The following is a 20,763-nucleotide window of genomic DNA, read 5'->3' on the forward strand; positions in this document are numbered from 1 at the left end:
TACTTTTATATCTTAGAATTTCATTTTTTCCAAATGATAATAAAGAAAAAGAATACCTGGTTTAAAATGCTCTTTGAGTGGAGAGGTTCCGTTTTGCCGCAACTCCTTCCGAGACTTCTGTTATTGCTTTTATTTTCGCTTTTGGTCGTTTATTTCAAGCCTTATCTTCTTAAATATAATTTACATATTAATCCCGCAATTTTCACTTTATTCGGGATTGCATTGGCTATTTTTCTTGGCTTTAGAAACAGTGTAAGTTATGATCGTTTTTGGGAAGGCAGAAAACTTTGGGGCGCATTATTAAACGATACAAGATCTCTTGCCAGACAAAGCATTACGCTGGTTAACGATGCAGAATATGAAGCCAAACGAGAGAATTTCACCAACTTACTTATTGCATTTGTCTACAGTTTAAAACATCAGCTTAGAGAAACAAATTCTGATAATGATATGAATCGGCTTCTGCCAAAAGAACTTGCAGAACAACTTAAAGAAGTCAAATTCAAACCTATAATTATTTTAAGAGAATTAGGAATTTGGGTAAAAAATGCTAAATCCGAAAACAAGATTGACAGCGTTACACAACTTGCGTTTGAAGAAAATCTGAACAAACTTTCTGACATTGTTGGCGGATGCGAACGAATTGCAGGAACGCCAATTCCTTATACTTACAGCGTTTTATTACACAGAACCGTTTACATTTATTGCTTTTTATTGTCTTTTGGTTTTGTTGAAACAATGGGCTGGATTACGCCTTTTATCATCGTTTTTATAGCTTATACTTTTGTCGCTCTTGAAGCAATTGCCGATGAATTAGAAAATCCTTTTGGACTTCAGCCAAATGATCTCGCATTGGACGCGATGTCGCAAATGATAGAAAATACATTATTAGAATTAAACGATAAAAAAGTAACTCCAATAAGTCCTCAAAATACTTATTATATTACTTAAATAATATTGCACACCCCAATTATATTCGGTTATGAATAGAGTTTTATTAGTTGAAGACGATCCCAGAGTTGCTTCCTTTATTTCGAGAGGACTTGAAGAAAATCTCTATCAGGTTAAGTCGGTATCGAAAGGTTATGACGCCATAAATGAAGTCATGGAAAATGATTACGATATCATTATTCTCGATATCATGCTTCCGGATATTACAGGATTTGAGGTTTGTGAAGTCTTAAGAAACAGAAAAATACTTCTTCCTATTCTTATTTTAAGTGCATTAGATACTCCGCACGAAAAAGTTAAAGGATTACAATCCGGTGCCGATGATTATTTGGCAAAACCCTTTTTGTTTGAAGAACTTCTGGCGAGAATAAACGCTCAGCTTCGTCGTGCCGAATTTAGTACCGGAATATTAGACTTTCAATCTTATGCCGGAATTGAGATCAATATGAAGGAACAAAGCGCCACGAGAGACGGAAAAGAACTTAATTTATCTTCAAGGGAACTTAAACTTCTGATTTTTTTCATGAAAAACAGAGAAACCGCTTTGTCGAGAATTGCAATTGCTCAGGCAGTTTGGAGCATTGATCTTGACATGAATTCTAATACTGTGGACGTTTATATTAATTATCTGCGAAATAAGGTCGATAAAAACTTTACCACGCCACTTATTCACACCATAAAAGGAACAGGATATATGCTCAAACAAAAGAGTCATGAATCTTAAAAACAAACTTGCGGTTAATTCCAGTTTGCTTTTTGCCTTTACGGTTGGACTTGTAATGGCGGGTTCTTTCTTGTTGTTTAGAACTCACATGAAAGATCTTTATTATGATAATCTCGAAGATCATGCGATGACAACGGCTCTTTTTTACTTCGAAAAAGACGAAATCAAAGAGATTAGCAGCGAGCGTTATCGTCAAATCGAAATACAATACAATCGGATAAACAACGAATCGATACGAGTTTATGATGCCAAAACCAAGAAACTTTTTGTAAACGATAATGTTGATGTTCAGCTAAGTGATCAATATCTTGATTTGATCAAAAAAGAGAAAATTTTACATTTTAAAATCAGCGACAGACAATTTGTTGGTTTATTTTATAAAGACAATCAGGGAGATTTTATCATTGTAGTTTCGGGAATTGATCGTGCAGGAAATAGACAATTGGAGATTTTGGGTATTATGTTTATTCTTTTTTATCTCGCCGGAATTCCGATAAATTATCTTTTGGGAACCTTTTTAGCCAAACAAACTTTTCTGCCTTTTGAGCAAGTTATAGCCAAAGTAAATACCATTACGACCGAAAATCTTCATTCGAGACTGGAAATCCCGCAAACAAGCGGAAAAGACGAAATTAAAGAGCTTATTACCACTTTTAATTATCTTCTGGAAAGATTAGAAAGCGGAATAATGATCCAGAATAACTTTCTGAAAAATGCTTCGCACGAATTAAAAACGCCGCTAACCATTATTATTGGAGACATTGATGTTTCGCTGCAACAGCCAAGAACTAACGAGCAATATGAGCAAATTTTAAAATCACTCAAAAAAGACACTTTACATCTCAAATCTACTCTCGAAGGACTTTTGGTATTATCAGGGCTTGAACTTTCTGAACCGCAGCAAATGGAATCGGTTAGGATTGATGAAATATTGTGGAATGTTCTGGAAAAGAAAGCGATCGAATATCCGGAATCTAAAGTTTCGGTTAATTTTGATGCCATTTCTGATGATGAAGATTTGCTTTCCATTCATGGAAATAAACACATGATTTTCATTGCCTTATACAATATTCTTGACAATGCAATAAAGTTTTCTTCGCCTGAACAAGTCAACGTATTTGCTTTTTCGAACGAAGGAAAGCTTCTGATAAAAATTAAAGATCAAGGTCCTGGAATTTCAGAAACTGATAGAGAATCTATTTTTGATCTCTTTTTCAGAAGCGATCGAACGCGTCATATTCAAGGACAAGGATTGGGACTTTTTATCACCATGCAAATTCTAAAACTTCATAATATTAATCTAATAGTAGATTCTGAGTTAGAAAAAGGCACTACATTTTCTTTGGTATTTCCTTAAAAGGATTAATTCTTAGATATTTTCCACAAAATAACCACAATGATTGTCATCCTGAGCGAAGTCGAAGGACACACAAGAAACTCCTCAAACAAAATCGCCAATCTTTGTCGAGCTACTTGCGAAGATTTCTCCTTCGTCGAAATGACAAACTAGATGGAAATGTTGTTATGAAAATGATTGCACTAGCCCCGATAGAAGTGGAAATCCTTTTGTGTCCGCCGCGGCGGACACAAAAGATTGAAACGGATTGCTTCGCCAGTTCGCACTTTCAGGCTCGGGTGCGGGATTAGCTCCTAAACAAAATTGGTTTTATCATAGAAATCGGGATGACAAAAATGCGCAAACTAGCTTTTAAAAACATGTTTTTCAGCAAGAATATTACAATTCGAGAACGCTTATTTTTACAATCCGTAACATTAATTTAACACTCTAATGTTTCTCTAATCTACTTCAAATACAAACCTAATCTACTTATTTTTAGCATTTTGTTTAAACTATTGATTTTAAAGGTATAATTAATTAAAACAGAAATAACACGTTCATAATTTTGGGTTAACAATGAATATTTTTATCATTTTAAGTTAACAAAAGCGTTAAATCTGATCGAAACAAACTGGGTTTCTTTGTCAAATAAAAACTAAAAACAACATGACAAAACTAAAACTCTTTTTTTCGGCATTTATGCTTCTTGTTATGGGAAACATTTTTGCTCAAATTACAACCTCGTCATTATCTGCAAAGGTTAATGATGGAACCAGCGCACTTATTGACGCTGAGGTTACATTAACACATTTACCTACTAACGCTGTTTACAGAGCTACAACGGATAAACAAGGTAGATTTAGTTTCGAAAATTTAAATGCCGGTGGTCCTTACGAACTGGAAATTAAAAGTTCAGGTACCAAAGATTATTCTAATGCACAAATATTTTTAGCGCTTGGTGATAATGATTTGCCAACAATTGTGGTTAGTAAAGCAGATAACAATGTATTGGAAGAAGTTGTAATTACGAGTTCTAAACCGTCATCAAAAAACAACGGAACCAATATTGGTGAAAAACAAGTAAATGGACTTCCGTTAATAAACAGAGGAATTCAGGATGTTACAAAACTGGTTCCGCAAAGTTCAAATAACTCATTTGCCGGAACTAACTTTAGATACAATAACGTAACAATCGACGGTTCTATAAACAATGATGCGATAGGTTTTAGTCCATCTTTGGGAGGTCAATCCGGAACTTCAGGAATGCCGGGAAGTAGTACAAGATCAAATTCTATAAGTTTAGATGCGATTCAGGATATTCAGGTTTATATCGCTCCTTATGATATTAAATTAGGAAACTTTTTAGGAGGAAGCGTAAATGCCGTTACTAGAAGCGGTACAAACGAAGTAAGCGGTTCTATTTATAGCTATGGTAGAAGTGCTGCGATTACAGGTCCAAATAATGCTGGCGACGGTTCAAAAATGCCAAGTTCTTTTGGTGATTATCAAGTAGGTTTTAGATTAGGATTGCCAATTGTTAAGGATAAACTTTTCTTCTTTACCAATATGGAATATGCAGAAAGAACTGACCCTTTATTTTACAATGCTGGACAAACTGATTCTAACGGAAAATTGACTTCATTAGTTGATAATGCAACAGCAGATCAGATTTCGAATTTCGTTAAAACAAACTACGGATTTGATGTAGGAAGTTCTGGAGCATACAACAACTTTGCAAAAAGCCAAAAATTCTTCAATAAATTAGATTGGAAAATTAATGACAAACACTCTCTTTCGTTAAGAAACAATACAGTAATTTCTCAAGCTTCGAACTTAGAGCGCGATGCAGCAAACTTTAGATTTTCAAGCATGGATTTTACGCAGAAAAACCAATCTATTAGTACGGTTTTAGAACTTAAAAGTCATTTCAATAGCCAATGGTCAAATTCATTTATTGCAAGTTATTCTGCAATTAAAGATTATCGTGATCCAAAATCAAGCAATATCATGTTTCCCCAAACAGAAATTGGTTATAAAGGAGGAACAATTTTCTTAGGAAATGACCGTGAGGCTACAGTATTTAATATGAAACAAAATACTGCCGAAATCACAGATAACCTTACGTATAAAACAAGAAATCACACGTTCTTATTTGGTACTCACAACGAGTTTTACGACATCAATTACGGATTTGTAAATTCGCTAAACGGAAGAGTTTCATACAAATCTTTGGATGATTTCCTTAACAAACTTCCTACTCGTGTTCGTGGAACTTACCCATTTGATGGTTCTACAAGAGACGAAATCTTCAATAATCCGTATGCTAAATTCAAAGTAAATTTATATAGTGTTTATGCACAAGACGAGATCAGAATTGGTAATAAATTGAAAGTTACTCCAGGTGTGAGAGTTGATTATACAGACTTGCCAAATAAACCAAAATTAAGTCCACAAGTTCAAAATTCTCCAGCAGATCCTAATTATGGTAATACATACACATACACGCCATTAAGCCAAATAAACAACAACTTTTTTAGCACTGCATTAGTTTCTCCAAGAATAGGATTTACATATAATGTTGACGAAGATAAAACGCTTGTTTTAAGAGGTGGATCTGGAGTATTTACAGGACGTATTCCTTTTGCATGGTTAGGTTATGCGTATTATAATGATGGTGTAGGTTACGGAAGTTATGATAAAAATAACCTTACTCCTGCTCAGGTTGCAGCAGCTGGAGATCCATTGGCAAACAACGGATTAAACGGATATCACGATGCAACTCCAAAAGTTCAGGCAGATTTAGTGGATAACAAATTCAAAATGCCAGCTGTTTTAAGAAACTCATTGGCAATCGATAAAATCATCGACGGATATAAATTTACAACTGAAGGTATTTATACAAAAGTGATTCGTGATCTGGAATTTCAACAAGTAAATAAACTGGATAATCCAACTTATTTCTCTTACGATACAAATCACCAAATGCCAATTTATGCAGCTAATATTAATCCTGCTTTTTCAAATGCATACTTGCTTTCAAATACAAGCAAAGGTTACAGATACAGCATTACTGAGATGATCTCAAAAACGTATGATTTTGGTCTTAATTTTATGGTTGCTTATACTTACGGAGATTCTCGTGACGTTACAAACGGAATTCGTAACTCTATGGAAAGTAACTTCCAAATGAACCAATCATTGACACCAAATGATCCGCAATTGGCAACTTCTAACTTTAATATCAAACACAGAATCGTTTCGAATGTTGGATATGCAGTAAAATTGGCTGATAACAATACTTTCTCTGCTAATGTATATTTTAATGCACAATCAGGAAATCCGTTCTCTTGGGGATTTGTAAACTCAACAATTGCAGGAACAGGACAAGCAGCAGGATTGGCTTACATCTTTAAAGATGCAACAGAAGCAGCGAAATATATTGGAGTAAGTTCAACAGGAGTTCCTTCAGCGACAGCAGCACAACAAGTTGCAGATTATGAAGCTTTTGTTAACGGAAACGATTATTTAAAAAGCAGAAGAGGAACTTTCACACAAAGAAATGGAGATACAACTCCATGGAATATTCAGGCAGATTTGAAATTAATGGATGAAATCAAAGTTACAAAAGTTGGCACATTCCAAATTTCATTCAGCATGGCAAACGTTGGTAACCTTATCAACAAAGATTGGGGAAGAAGTTACTTTGTTCCAAATACATACAATTCAACAGCGAGCCTTGGTTTAACAAAATCAGGAAACCTTGGAGGTGTTGCCACTGGTGATCCAACATATACTTTCCAAAGACCTTCATCAGCGCCTTATACTGTAGATCAGTTAGCGTCAAGATTCCAGGGACAATTTGGGGTTAGATATTCGTTCTAACAAAGACAGTGTTTATTTTTTATTTTTTTAGTCCGCCAGTTTCAATTTTGGAACTGGCGGACTTGTTTTTATTAGAATCTGCATAAATCAGCTTAACACATAATTGTTCCATCGGAACAACTCATTGGTAGCCAAATAAATTGGCGTTTTTTTTACGTTCTGTAGGAACGGTTGATTTTACGATCATAATAATGATAAAAACATATTCAGATGGCAGACATAATATGCCAAATCCTACGGGCAATGTGTTAAAAATAATTGTAAAAACACAAAGATTAAACGTAATCTTGTCATTTCGACGGAGGAGAAATCTCCATAAGAAGCTCGACAAAGATTGGATTCTCGTTGCGGAGTTACTTACGAAGATTTCTCCTCCGTCGAAATGACAAACAGTTACGGCTTTGCGCGAAATTTTTAAAATAACTACTCAATAACAAAATAATTTCAAAAAAACATTTATAATTATACCGATTGGTATATATTTGCAGTGTCATAATTTAATCGTCATGAGTAAAGCCGAAAGAACCAAGCAATTTATTATCGAACAAACTGCTCCAATCTTTAATATGAAAGGATATAGCGGCACGTCTATGAGCGATATTACAGAAGCGACCGGACTTACAAAAGGTAGTATTTACGGAAATTTCGAAAATAAAGATGAGGTTGCTCTTGCTGCTTTTCAATACAATGTAAAAAGATTGCAAGATGCTTTTTCACAAGAAATCGAAAAACAAAATACCTTCAAAGACAAACTTCTTGTTTATCCCCGACTCTATTCTAACTACTTGGATTTAAGAGTCACAAAAGGCGGATGTCCAATTCTAAATACTGCCATAGAAGCTGATGATACACATCCGGTTCTTAAGAAAAATGTAGAACGCATTATTCTTTTCTGGAAACGAAAACTGATTCAATTGATAGAACAAGGAATTCTTGCCGGCGAATTTAAAGCAAAAGAAATACAACCGGAAAGAACCGCTTTAACCATAATTGCACTTATCGAAGGCGCAGTAATGATCTCAAAAATTACTGGAAATTTAAACGATTTATCGACAGTAATGCTTTCGCTGAATAAAATCATCGAAGACCTGGAATAAAGCAACAACTATTTTTTTATTATAAAAAATACCAATTGGTATATTAAATTAAAATCAAAACTAAAATGGAAACAATTTCAAGATTACAAGAACTCCAAAACCACATTGATAAAGAATTTACTGCATCGCCATCGCCTTTTATGCTTTGGATGAGACCAGTTGTAATCGCTGCCGAAGAAGGAAGTGTAACTTTTAAATATCTTATTAGAGAAGAAATGTCAAACCCGATTAAAACCCTTCATGGCGGAGTTACAGCCGCAATTGCAGACGATTGTATTGGCGCAACAATGTTTTCTTATAATGAAAATAGCTTTTATGTTACTATAAATCTTGTCGTTGATTATTTCGCTCCAGCGAAAATTGGAGACACTATTTTTGCCAAAACATCAGTAATAAAAAAAGCAAAACAACTGGTAAATGCACAATGCGAAATATGGAATGAAGATCACACCAGATTAATCGCAAGAGCTACTTCTAATATGCTTAAAACGGACCTTTCTAAAAGAAATTCCTAACGAACTACAAATCAAATTTGAACACGAATTACACGAATTCACACAAATTCTAATACGTTAATCTTGTTAATGAAATTATTTTCAAAGACAAATTAGTGATAATTAGTGCAATTCGTGTTATTTTTTAATCTAAAAATATACCGATTGGTATAATTTAATATTATGACACCTTTCCAACGAAAACTACTCATCTTCACCGTAATCCTCGCCGCGATTATGGAACTAATTGATATTTCAATTGTCAATGTAGCTTTATATCATATGAGCGGAAATCTGGGTGCAACTCTCGAAGATACTTCCTGGGTAATTACCGCTTATGCAATCGCCAATGTAATCATTATTCCGATTACGAGTTTTTTGAGTGCCAATCTCGGAAGGCGAAATTACTATATTGGTTCCGTTATACTTTTCACGTTTTGTTCCTTCATGTGCGGACATTCTTCCTCAATTTGGATGTTGGTATTTTTTAGGTTTTTTCAGGGAATTGGCGGAGGCGCACTTTTGTCAATATCGCAAGTTGTCGTATTTGAACTTTTTCCAAAAGAAAAACAATCAACAGCCGGAGCTTTATTTGGTGCAGGAATTTTTATAGGTCCAACTATTGGTCCAACTCTTGGCGGTTACATTACAGAAAACTATGATTGGCCATGGATCTTTTTAATCAATATTCCAATAGGAATTTTGGTTGCTATTTCGTGTTACTTTTTATTGCAAGAACCTCCTGTAAAACCCGAAAAAGCAAAAGTAGACTGGACGGGAATTGCGTTATTAGCCATTGGAGTTGGTTCTTTGCAAACGGTTCTCGAAAGAGGCGAAGTCGAAGATTGGTTCGAAACCAGATACATTATTGTTCTAACCGTTATCGCCGTAACCACCTTATGCCTTTTTATTTATTGGGAATTAAAAGTCGATAAACCCGTAGTAAATCTTCGGGTTCTGAAAAGTAAGTCGCTAATTATAGCCGCAATTCTGACTTTTGTAACCGGTTTTGGAATGTTTATTTCTATATATCTAAGTCCGGTTGTTGTTCAGCGTCTTTTAAATTTCTCGCCTTATCAAACCGGTTTACTTTTACTTCCAGGCGCTTTAATGGCATTATTAGCCTTAAAAATATGCGGAACCTTATTGCAAAAAGGCGTTTCACCCGTTACAATTATTGCCTTAGGATTTGTACTCTTTATTTATTTTAACTGGAGAATGTCAGGCATAACATTAAACACCAGCGCATCTGAAGTTTCTACAGCACTTATTTTTAGAGCGCTTGGACTTGCTTTGCTTACGGTTCCGTTAACGATGTTGGCGGTTTCTTCACTCAAAGACAAAGATGTTGGGCAAGGCGCAGCTTTAAATAATATGATGCGTCAATTGGGCGGTTCTTTTGGCGTTTCGATTATAAACACCTATATCGCGCATCGTTTTGCGGATCATCGAAACGTATTAATTTCAAACGTTACACCGGATAATGTAAAAGCGATGGACAGAATTAATGCGTACATCAATTATTTTCAGCACAAAGGTTTTGCTTATAATGAAGCCAAAATAAAAGCCCTGAAACTCATGGAAAATGTCATCCTCAGACAATCGTCTTTGTTGAGTTATAGAGATGCGTTTGTCATCGTTGGATTATTCTTTGTGATCACTTTACCACTTTTATTATTCGTAATGAACAAATCAAATAAGGTAAAACCTGGCGTTATAATTTCTGATCATTAAAGATCTAAGCATATTTCAAATCAATTTTTCAAAAATTAGAAGCTCCAGGGGAGCAATATATTTATAGTAAATAAATAATCGTTCTCTAAATCAAGCCCCCGGGCGGGCGATATAACATTTGCATTATAAAAGAGAACATTTCACTCTGATGGGGTTCTACTACTGTATGACCTTTAAAATTCTATAAATATATCGTCTCTATGAGACTTGTCATTAATCAATCTGACTTATCACAAAATACAAAACCAACTTATTGTTCGATTTCAAACATTATGTTAATTAAGATTAGAAATAAGGTCTAACTCTAAAAGTTGGTGTAATTTTGTAATTCATCAAAAATTTAAAAAATGATTATTAGAAAAGCCACTCAAACCGATTCCCAATTTATTGCACCTTGTTTGTTATTGGCAATGGAAGATATCATTTATAAATTTATTGGAAAGAAAGATTACGATAGCGCAAGAGACTTTTTACTGTATTTTGTAGAAAGAGAAAACAATCAATACTCGTATCAGAATTGTTTTGTAGCCGAAGAAAACAACGAAATTATTGGCGTTGTAAATGTCTACAACGGAGCTGATTTAATCGAGTTGAGGTTGCCAATTATTGAATATGTTCACGCAAACTTTAATCCTGATTTTAATCCCGAAAACGAAACCCAAAGCGGAGAATTTTACATTGATTCTCTAGGCGTAAATCCCAATCATCAGGGAAAAGGAATTGGATCTAAATTACTGCAATTTTTGATTGAAGAATTTGTAACCAAAAACAATCAAACTTTAGGTTTATTGGTTGACGAAGATAATCCGAATGCTAAAAAATTATACTTAAAATTAGGTTTCAAATCTGTTGGAATTAAAACTTTGGTTGGAAAAACTTTAGAACATCTTCAGATTTCTTAATTTTTTTGTTTCAGGTTTCAATGAATGCTGCTGTTTTTTTTTACCGCAAAGAACGCTAAGATCTTAATTAGCAAGGTTTAAAAAAATACTAAGTTCGCAAAGCTTTGTGTTGAACCAGCTTTGCGAACTTTGTGTTTGCTAAACGCGATACAGGATAAAAAACCTTTGCGCCCTTTGCGGTAAAATGACATAGAAATTCTATTCTCATTTCAAACTTCAGACCTGAAACCTTAAACATAAAAAACTATTCTTCTTTAATTTGGCTCTTATGATTTGAATCATAAAACGGAGCTTTATCGCGGGTTTAAATTTGTAAATATAAATTCTGAATGGGTTTATATACTTTAAAATTTAATTCCAAATTCAAATTATTCAAAGATGAATCAATATCAAAAAGACCTGATCAAAGCTACAATTCCAATTTTGAGATCGAGCGGTGAAGACCTTACCTCCTATTTCTACACCCGAATGTTTAAAAATCATCCCGAATTAAAAAACATTTTCAATATGGGAAATCAAGCTAACGGAAAACAAAAATCGGCGTTGGCAAATGCTGTTTTGGCTTATGCCGAAAATATAGAAAATCCAGGCGTATTAATTAATGCATTAAAGGGAATTGGAACCAAACACAGAAGTTTGAATATCCAGCCTGAGCAATATAAAATCGTAGGAACACAATTGATAGCTTCTATTGCAGAAGTTGTTGGTGAAGCTGCGACTCCGGAAATTCTGGAAGCGTGGACAATTGCCTACAATCAGCTTGCGGAAATTATGATTGATCTTGAAAAAGAACTTTACAAAGAAAACGCTGCAAAATCCGGAAGTTGGAACGGATGGAGAAATTTTGCAATTAAAAAAATCACCGACGAATCCAGCGAAATCAAATCGTTTTATCTTTATCCTGAAGACGGACAAAAAATCACTGATTTCCATTCGGGTCAATATATAAGTGTTCACGTTTTTGTTCCGGAATTAGGTTTCATGCAACCAAGACAATATAGTTTATCAAGTGGTTTTAATCCGGAATATTATAGAATTTCGGTAAAGAAAGAAATTGGAATGGATTCGAATCCATCCGGATTAGTTTCTAATACACTTCATTTAAAAACAGAAGGCGATGTAATTTCGATTTCGGCTCCGGCGGGATTATTTCACTTAGAAAAAGATTCCGAAAATCCATTAGTTTTAATTAGCGGTGGTGTTGGCTTAACACCGATGTTGAGTATGCTGGAAACAAATGCAAATTCAATTCAGAATAAAAAAACGGTTTGGGTTCATGGTTGCCGAAATGAATCTGTTCACGCTTTCAAAGATCAGATTGCTTCTTTGAAAGAAGAAGTAAAATGGCTTGAAACTTTCACTTTTTATGATTCATTAGAAAGTTCGGAAAATCATTCGAACCAAATCATTGAAGGTCGCGTCGATCTCAATAAATGTAAAGACGCAATTTTACTGGATGATGCAAAATTCTATATCTGCGGACCTGAAGTTTTTATCAAGAAACAATACCAAACATTAATCGATTTTAATGTAAATCACGAAAACATTTTCTACGAAGAATTTGGACCGCAGATTATTAATTTGAACTAATTTTTTTGTTTCAGGTTTCAAGTTTCAGGTTTGAAATACTACACTTTATATCTAACCGCAAAGCTCGCAAAGGTTTACGCTAAGTTCGCAAAGTTTAAAAATATAGCTTTGCGAACTTTGCGTTTTTACAAAAACATCCTTAGAAAAAAAACTTTGCGAACTTTGCGGTAAAAATCTACACAAGCCTTAAACTCATTTCAAACCTGAAACCTGAAACAATTTCAAACTACATTTCCCCTTAACAAGATTTTTACTAAACGGATCGTCGAAAATACTGTTAACTTTTTATAACTAAATCTGTATCAGTCAAAAAATTATATATTTGCGCACGAAAAAAAATAATACCACATTGCTATAAGGACAAAAAGATGTCTTTATATTTTAAAATACACCTTTGAAATTTAATTTTAGAAATACTTTTTCCGGCAGGAACTTTTTCATTTTAGGAATCATCCTCATTGTTCTTACACTTCTTTCTATTTATATATTAAGTGGTTTGATGACTCAAATCACTGAAAAAACTACTACAGAAACTCAAAATCGCAGCGCCCAGAAAAAACAGGAGGTTATGGCGAAGGAATTATCTCGTTTTCTTGAAACTCAAAACGAGCTAAAACGTATTGTTGAAATGAGCAATACCAAAAACTTATCTGATAATTTAAAAGTTTTAAGTGCAATCCATGCCAATGACAGTCTTGTTAAAAACAATTGGTTTCAGATTAATAATCAAAAAATAGAATTTACTACTTCTAAAAATAGTGCCAATTTAGAAACTTCAATAAAAGATTTCATCTCCAAAAACCAAACCTTAAAAGAGTCCAATAGTATTGTCAATGATCAACAAGGTTTTTTCTGGCGTATCTATTATAAATATGTCGCAACAAATGGTACTGTAATTCGATATGGATATGATATTGATTTTCGATCACTACAAACTTATTTCGCAACGGTAGATCAAAAGGTACCCAATTATGTTTTTGTATTTGATAAAAAAGGAACGATCATTTATCATCCTGAAATAAAATTACTAAAAAAGAATATTTTTAAAATAACAAATATATCGGCTCGCGATACTACTTTTTCAGATGCGAATGGTTTTAGCAGAAGAATTGCACTTTCAGAATATTTGGGACTGGACATTGTACGATATACCAAGCGATTGAATATAAAAGGAACGAGTTGGTATTTATGTGTCAATTTTCCGAAAAAGGTTTCATCAGAAGATGTTGATGCCGTAAAAAATTATGCTTCCTTAATTTACGTTATTACGACTGCAATTCTAATTGTGTTCTTTTATTTGTTTATGATTTTTACACGTAGAAATTTTCATGAAAAAGAAATCTTGTCGCAGGAAAAAAATAAGCTTTTATTAGAAAATGAAAAAATCAATAAAGAGAAAGCGTTAATCCAACTGCAACAATTAAAGGAGCAAATTAATCCGCACTTTTTATTTAATTCTTTGAACTCGCTTTATATGCTTATCGAAAGTAATACTGGCGTTGCGCGAAAATTTACTTTGAATCTTTCGAAGATTTACAGATACCTTATTAATCCGCCTATCAATAATATTGTTACGGTGCAGGAAGAATTGCTTTTTATCGAAAAATATATTTTTCTGCAGCAAACTCGCTTTACAGAAGAATTTGTTTTTACGATTACGATCGAAGACGAAAGCATTCTGGCTAAGAAAGTACCTTACTTGGCTTTTCAGATTGCAGTAGAAAATGCGATCAAACATAATATCGCTTCTGATGAAAATCCGTTGAAAATAACGATAGATATTAAAGAAAATGTCGCAATCATTACCAATAACTTAAACGAAAAGCAAAACTTCGGGAAAGAATCCAAGTTTGGTCACAAATATTTAGAAAGTATATACAATTTCTACTCTAAAAAAGACTTTAAAACCTTCAAAAAAGACGGAGATTTTACTTGCATTTTACCCTTAATTGGATAGAAAAAAAACATTCACTCCCAAAAAAAAGCCACTCACTCCTTTTTGTTTTTTTTAACAAATCTGGCATTATATTTTTATCATAAAATTAACCTAAAATTAACTTTAAATGGGGAAAAATGCAATGTTGAGAACCCTAAAAATCATCTTAGTTCTGGCACTATTATTTAGTACGGGCACGATGGTTTCTCAAAAAAAGGATAAAAAGAACAAAGAGGATAAAACTGAAGCTGCTAAAGACACGGTTAAATCTTCGAAAGGAAAAAAATATAATGATCTTATAAAACAAGGAACTTTCAAAAAAGGATTGTTCAATACCATTCAGGTTAAAACGGATCTTTATTTAGAAATAAATGATTCCCTTTTTCAGAGAGAGTTTTTAGTGGTTAATAAAATTTCAAATGTTCCTCTACCTGTTAATGATGCAGGACTTAATAAAGGAATGAATTACGAAAATAAAATCATCACTTTTCATAAAGATCTTGTTGCTAAAAAAGTTTGGGTAAAATCTTCAGAACCTAAAGTTTCTTCTCCGGTTGGCGACGCAATTACAGCTTCTGTAAACAGTAATTTTTCTGAGTCTATTATAGAGGTATTTGATATCGAAACAAAAAATAACGATTCGACATCGGTTATTATCAAAGCAAATAAGGTTTTTGACGGAAAACAAAAAAGTTTCAATGATGTATTAAGCAATATTGGCTTTGGCGGATCTGTAAAATCGGACTTGTCGTATATAGAAAGTGTGAAAACATTTCCTAAAAATATCGTTGTTAAATCGCAGCTTACGACTTCTGTAAGTGAAGGTGGTCCTGCATTGTCTGTTACAATTGGTGTTACTTCTAATATTATATTATTGGACAAAGTACCTATGCAACCTCGTTTTGCAGACAATCGTATTGGATATTTCTCTGATAAACACTGGTACTTTAATGACAGTCAACACGCTGTTCTTGAAAAAGAATTGATTACACGTTGGAGATTAGAGCCTAAAAAAGAAGATATTGAAAAATACAAAAAAGGTGAATTAGTAGAACCTAAGAAACCTATTATATATTATATCGATCCATCGACTCCTAAACAATGGCGCTCTTATATTATAGAAGGTGTTCGCGATTGGCAAGTAGCTTTTGAGAGAGCAGGTTTTAAAAATGCTGTAATCGCAAAAGAACCAACGGCAGAAGATACTGATTTTGATATTGATGATGTTCGTTATTCGGTTATTACTTATGTAGCGTCACAAAAATCAAATGCTATGGGACCTGCGGTTGTAGATCCTAGAAGTGGAGAAATTATTGAATCAGATATTATCTGGTGGCATAATGTAATGACTTCTTTGCAAAGTTGGATGCGTATTCAAACTGGCGCAATTGATCCAAAAGCTAGAGGAAACAAATTTAGCGATGAACATATGGGTGAAGCAATCCGATTTGTATCGTCTCACGAAGTTGGACATACTTTTGGTCTGAAACATAATATGGGAGCTTCTTTTGCATATCCTGTAGAATCTCTTCGATCTAAAGAATTTACAGCAAAAATGGGCGGAACTGCTCCATCAATCATGGATTATGCTCGTTACAATTATATTGCTCAACCTGAAGATCACGTAGAAGCTATCACGCCAAAAATTGGTGAATATGATAAATATGCTATCGAATGGGGTTACAGATGGTATGGCGATCAAACTGAAGAGCACGCAGCACTAAACAATCTAATTGCAAAACATCAAAATGATCCTCTTTATTTCTACGGAGAGCAACAAGATGGAAACGAGACAATAGATCCTCGCTCACAATCTGAAGATTTAGGTGATGATGCAATGAAAGCGAGTGAATATGGTCTTAAGAACTTAAAAAGAGTTGTAAGCAATATTCTGGAATGGAGTTATGATAAAGACGAATCTTACTACCAAACCGGTAAACTTTATATAGGTGCAATTGGTCAATGGAATTTATACAACTATCACGTATTAAATAATTTGGGTGGTATTTATTTGAATACTACTGTTCATGGTGATAATAAAGCAAGTTATGTTCCGGTTCCGGCTGCAATACAAAAGAGAGCTGTAGCTTATTTATTGAAAAATACGATTACAACTCCAGAGTGGTTATTTTTTAATCCGATTCTGGACAAAACAAATCCGTTGAAAGATTCTCCTCTTGGACCTTATGAATATACACCTTATACATTGGTAAGGGAATTACAATACAATGTTTTATACACGATGTTAGGTGATGATCGTTTATTGCGAATGACCGAAAATGAATTGTATCAACGTAATGGTGCTAAAGAAAATGTATTTACGGTTACTCAGTTATTCCAAACCTTACGTCAAAGCATTTTTGCTCCAACAATCCAGAACAAGTCATTAACGATTCTGGAACGTATGACTCAAAAGAATTATGTTGATGTATTGATTGTTTCGACTAATAAACTTTTTGAAAAAACGGATGTTAAAAAAACGCTTCAATTAGAAGAAACATTAAGCATGCCTCATTTATGTGATTATTTAGATGAATCAAAAATGGCACGTAACATTAATCAGTCTTCTCTAAAAAGAGTTACAGAAGTTACCTCTGATAAAAAAGGCGAATTGAATCAGATACTTCAATTATTGAAATCTAAAAGAAGCATCGGAAATCAAGAAACTAAGAATCATTATTTCGATTTGATTCAACGTATTGAAAAGGCATTAAGCAACACATTATAAAATTTTTAACCAAACTCCAAACACAAACTAATGAAGAATTTATTTTACATGCTGAGTTTCCTTCTTGCCCTTTCCGGGTATGCGCAGGAAAGGACAATTAAAGGGACGGTAGTTGATGCCAAAGACGGATTACCAATACCAGGTGTTACTGTTTTTGTCGAAAACAGTGCCGTATCAAACAATACACAACAAAAAGGTGTGATTCAAAGTTCAAGCCTTGGAACCGTAACTGATTTTGACGGTACATTTGAATTTAAAATCAACAGCAATATGAAAAGTTTAAGAGTAACTTATATGGGTTACCTTCCTTATACTATTGATATTTCATCACAAAACAACTACACTATTTCTTTAAAATCTGACGTAGCAGAATTGAAAGAGATCGTTGTAACTGGTTACCAAAAAATTGAGAAAAGAAAATTAACATCGGCTGTTGCACAAGTTGAAATGGCAGATATCAAACAAGCGGGTGTTGCGAGTTTGGATCAAATGTTAATTGGTCAGGTTGCGGGTGTAGCGGTAACGCAACAAACTGGAGCTCCTGGAACGATCTCAAAAATCAGAATTCGTGGTACTGCATCTCTTAATGGTGCACAAGATCCGTTATGGGTTTTAGATGGTTTACCTCTTGAAGGAAATGATGTTCCTCAAAACTATGACAAAGACAATATAGATGTATTAAGTAACTTTTCTATCGCAGGATTAAACCCTGATGATATCAAAGATATTACCATATTAAAAGATGCTGCTGCAACTGCTATTTACGGAGCAAGAGCTGCAAATGGTGTTATTGTGGTAACAACTAAAAAAGGAAGAAAAGGAAACATGAAAGTAGACTTTAACGTTAATACTTTTGTGACTCAAAAACCTGATTTTTCTAAATTAAACCTTTTAAACTCTTCTCAAAAAGTAGATTTTGAACTTTCGCTAGCTTCTAGAGAAGATTTGACTTACAGAGACACGGCTGGGGAAATTTCCCGCATTCTAAACCAGGCTAATGAATTAGGAGCCTATAGATCGGGAGGTTTTTCGTCTCTAAGTCCAACAACACAAAACTCAATCAACGCTTTAAGAAGCAATAATACCAATTGGGGTGATTTATTGTACAGAGCTGCTTTCAATACACAATACGGATTAAGTTTATCTGGTGGTGGAGAAAGATCTGATTATTATTTCTCTTTAGGAGCTTATAATGAAGAAGGTGCTACTGTAGGAACTGGTTTCGACAGATACAACCTTACCTTAAAAAACAACTTTGATGTAACTGATAAATTACATGTTGGTGTTGGAATTTTTGGTACTCAAAGCAAGAAAACAAGTTACCTTTCAGATACAGATGGTTTTACAAATCCTTCTAACTATTCAAGAAACGTAAACCCATATTTGATTCCATTCAACGCTGATGGAAGTTATAAATATGATAAAGATATCAAAGGATATGGAAACGGAACTGTTGCTGTTCCTTTTAACTTCTTAGAAGAAAGAGAAAATACGAATTATGAATTAATAACAAGATCTGTAAAAGCATTACTTGATGTTGATTATAATATTACAAAAGGCTTAAAAGCAAGTACTCAAATTGGTTTACAGTTTGATAATAATTCTTCTGAAAAATACGCTGGTAAAGAAACTTACTATACAAGAAAAGAAAGAGAAAAAACAAGTGTATTTTCAAACGGAGCTTATAGTTATTTCCTTCCTGTTGGTGGAATTATCCAAAATTCAAACACAGACTTTTTCCAATACAACTGGAAAACTATGGTAAACTATAATACGACCCTTGGCGGAAAACATGAGTTAGAATTTATGGTTGGTAATGAATTAAGAAAAAACAAAAGCACTTCTATTAATACGAAAGCTTTTGGTTATGATCCAAAAACATTGACATCAACTCAAATTATTTTTCCAACTGCAAACTATGCAGCTGACACAAACTATAGAACGTATTTAAAGAATGAAAACGAAAATGCATTTGCATCGTTTTTTGCAACAGCATCTTATACTTATAACAGAAAATATACTTTCTTTGGAAGTGTTCGTTATGACGGATCAGATTTATTTGGTGCAGATCCTAAATACAAATACTTACCATTATGGGCAGCTTCTGGTTCATGGGCAGTATCTGAAGAAAATTTCTTAAAAGATAATGACGTAATTTCTAATTTAAGATTACGTGCATCTTACGGTTTACAAGGAAATATTGATAAAAACACTTCTCCGTATGTAGTTGGTACAAACCAAACAACTGTTATTTTACCAGGACAAACAGAACCTGTTATTTCGGTATCTTCTCCTCCAAATGATAAATTAAGATGGGAAAAAACTACCAATACTAACGTTGGAATGGATCTTGGTTTATTCAAAAATCGTATCAACATTGTTACTGATGTTTACGGAAGAAAAAGCACTGACTTAATTGGTTTACAATCACTTGCTGTAGAAAACGGGTTTGAATATACAAACGCTAACTGGGCGCAGGTAACTAATAAAGGATATGAAATTTCTTTGTCTACAAGAAACATTGATCATCCAAACTTTAAATGGAATACAACAATTAATTTCGCTCACAATAAGAGTAATGTTGATCGTATTCAAACAAGATCAAACAGTTATTTACCTTCTAGAGAAGGACTTCCGGTTAATGCGGTATTCGCATTAAAAACTGCAGGAATTGATGAAAATGGTTATCCTTTATTTGTAAATAAAAAAGGAGAAACTGTAAACTCACAAACCTTTTTTGCCCTTTTTGACCCTTATGCAGATTTTTTCCCGGGAGTTCTATCTCAATCTAAACTTACAGATGCTGAAACAAGAGATTTGTTTACTTATGCAGGAGATTTAGATCCTAAATTTACTGGTGGTTTCATGAATACATTCAAAATTCATAATTTTGATCTTACGATTGCTACTACTTTCAATATTAAACAAACTGTCGTTGAAAAACCTACTTTCAATGGTACAAGTTTAGATCGTGGTCAAAACTATACTACTGATGCGCTTAATGCATGGTCACCTACTAATACAGGTTCACACATACCTGGAATTACTAGTCCAACTTCAGGTACAGGAGATTCATGGATGGCTTACCAATGGTATTCTCCAGGAGCAGCTCCACTAGAAATGTACAATTACTTAGATACGTGGGTTCATGAAATGAGTTTTATGCGTGTAAGCAGTATTCGTTTTGGATATTCTTTGCCTAAAAAAGCTATAAACAGTTTGTTTATGGAGAACGTTAGATTTAGTATTGAAGGTAGAAACCTTTTCGTAATCAGCTCTGATTATAAAGGTTACTTTGATCCTGAAACTTTCGGAAATATCTATGCACAACCAATCCCAAGATCAATTTCTTTAGGATGTAACCTAACTTTTTAATCTGATTCAAA

12 protein-coding genes are annotated in these 20,763 nt (G+C 33.8%); all 12 read left to right on the top strand.

Translation table 11 applies throughout. The annotated features are described in order from the left end of the window. The first annotated feature begins 33 nt into the window (after positions 1-33). The 12 genes from CLU81_RS05875 (at position 34) to CLU81_RS05930 (ending at position 20,752) form a co-directional block, all read left to right on the top strand. Entirely contained in the window at positions 34-951 is a 918-nt protein-coding gene (locus tag CLU81_RS05875) for a bestrophin family protein (protein WP_099708971.1), read from the top strand. A 31-nt stretch (positions 952-982) separates the two neighbouring features. After that, complete coding sequence (locus CLU81_RS05880; RefSeq protein ID WP_099708972.1) at positions 983-1,675, top strand: response regulator transcription factor; 693 nt, start codon at positions 983-985, stop codon at positions 1,673-1,675. Further along, positions 1,665-3,032 carry a HAMP domain-containing sensor histidine kinase gene (locus tag CLU81_RS05885; protein ID WP_233209668.1) on the top strand — a complete coding sequence of 456 codons (1,368 nt, stop codon included), beginning with the start codon at positions 1,665-1,667 and terminating at the stop codon, positions 3,030-3,032. The genes CLU81_RS05880 and CLU81_RS05885 overlap by 11 nt, the downstream gene beginning before the upstream one ends. A gap of 648 nt (positions 3,033-3,680) precedes the next feature. Then, positions 3,681-6,896, top strand: coding sequence for a TonB-dependent receptor (locus tag CLU81_RS05890; RefSeq protein ID WP_099708973.1), 3,216 nt, complete (start codon positions 3,681-3,683; stop codon positions 6,894-6,896). A 506-nt stretch (positions 6,897-7,402) separates the two neighbouring features. Next, complete coding sequence (locus tag CLU81_RS05895; RefSeq protein ID WP_099708974.1) at positions 7,403-7,993, top strand: TetR/AcrR family transcriptional regulator; 591 nt, start codon at positions 7,403-7,405, stop codon at positions 7,991-7,993. A 65-nt stretch (positions 7,994-8,058) separates the two neighbouring features. Next, positions 8,059-8,508, top strand: coding sequence for a PaaI family thioesterase (locus CLU81_RS05900; RefSeq protein ID WP_233209669.1), 450 nt, complete (start codon positions 8,059-8,061; stop codon positions 8,506-8,508). A 162-nt stretch (positions 8,509-8,670) separates the two neighbouring features. Beyond that, positions 8,671-10,221 (top strand): DHA2 family efflux MFS transporter permease subunit, encoded by a 1,551-nt coding sequence (locus CLU81_RS05905; RefSeq protein ID WP_099708975.1) that lies wholly within the window; start codon positions 8,671-8,673, stop codon positions 10,219-10,221. Positions 10,222-10,568: 347 nt separating this feature from the next. Further along, positions 10,569-11,123: a GNAT family N-acetyltransferase gene (locus CLU81_RS05910; RefSeq protein WP_099708976.1), complete on the top strand. Its 555-nt coding sequence runs from the start codon at positions 10,569-10,571 to the stop codon at positions 11,121-11,123. A gap of 378 nt (positions 11,124-11,501) precedes the next feature. Beyond that, positions 11,502-12,713 (top strand): NO-inducible flavohemoprotein, encoded by a 1,212-nt coding sequence (gene hmpA / locus CLU81_RS05915; protein ID WP_099708977.1) that lies wholly within the window; start codon positions 11,502-11,504, stop codon positions 12,711-12,713. Positions 12,714-13,107: 394 nt separating this feature from the next. Continuing rightward, positions 13,108-14,670: a histidine kinase gene (locus CLU81_RS05920; RefSeq protein ID WP_099708978.1), complete on the top strand. Its 1,563-nt coding sequence runs from the start codon at positions 13,108-13,110 to the stop codon at positions 14,668-14,670. Positions 14,671-14,776: 106 nt separating this feature from the next. Next, the gene (locus CLU81_RS05925) at positions 14,777-17,377 is read left to right on the top strand and encodes a zinc-dependent metalloprotease (RefSeq protein ID WP_099708979.1); all 2,601 of its coding nucleotides are present in this window, start codon (positions 14,777-14,779) and stop codon (positions 17,375-17,377) included. A 30-nt stretch (positions 17,378-17,407) separates the two neighbouring features. Beyond that, positions 17,408-20,752, top strand: a complete 3,345-nt coding sequence (locus tag CLU81_RS05930) for a SusC/RagA family TonB-linked outer membrane protein (RefSeq protein WP_099708980.1) — start codon at positions 17,408-17,410, stop codon at positions 20,750-20,752. The last annotated feature ends 11 nt before the right edge of the window (positions 20,753-20,763 follow it).

The sequence above is a fragment of the Flavobacterium sp. 9 genome (assembly GCF_002754195.1).
GTDB lineage: Bacteria > Bacteroidota > Bacteroidia > Flavobacteriales > Flavobacteriaceae > Flavobacterium.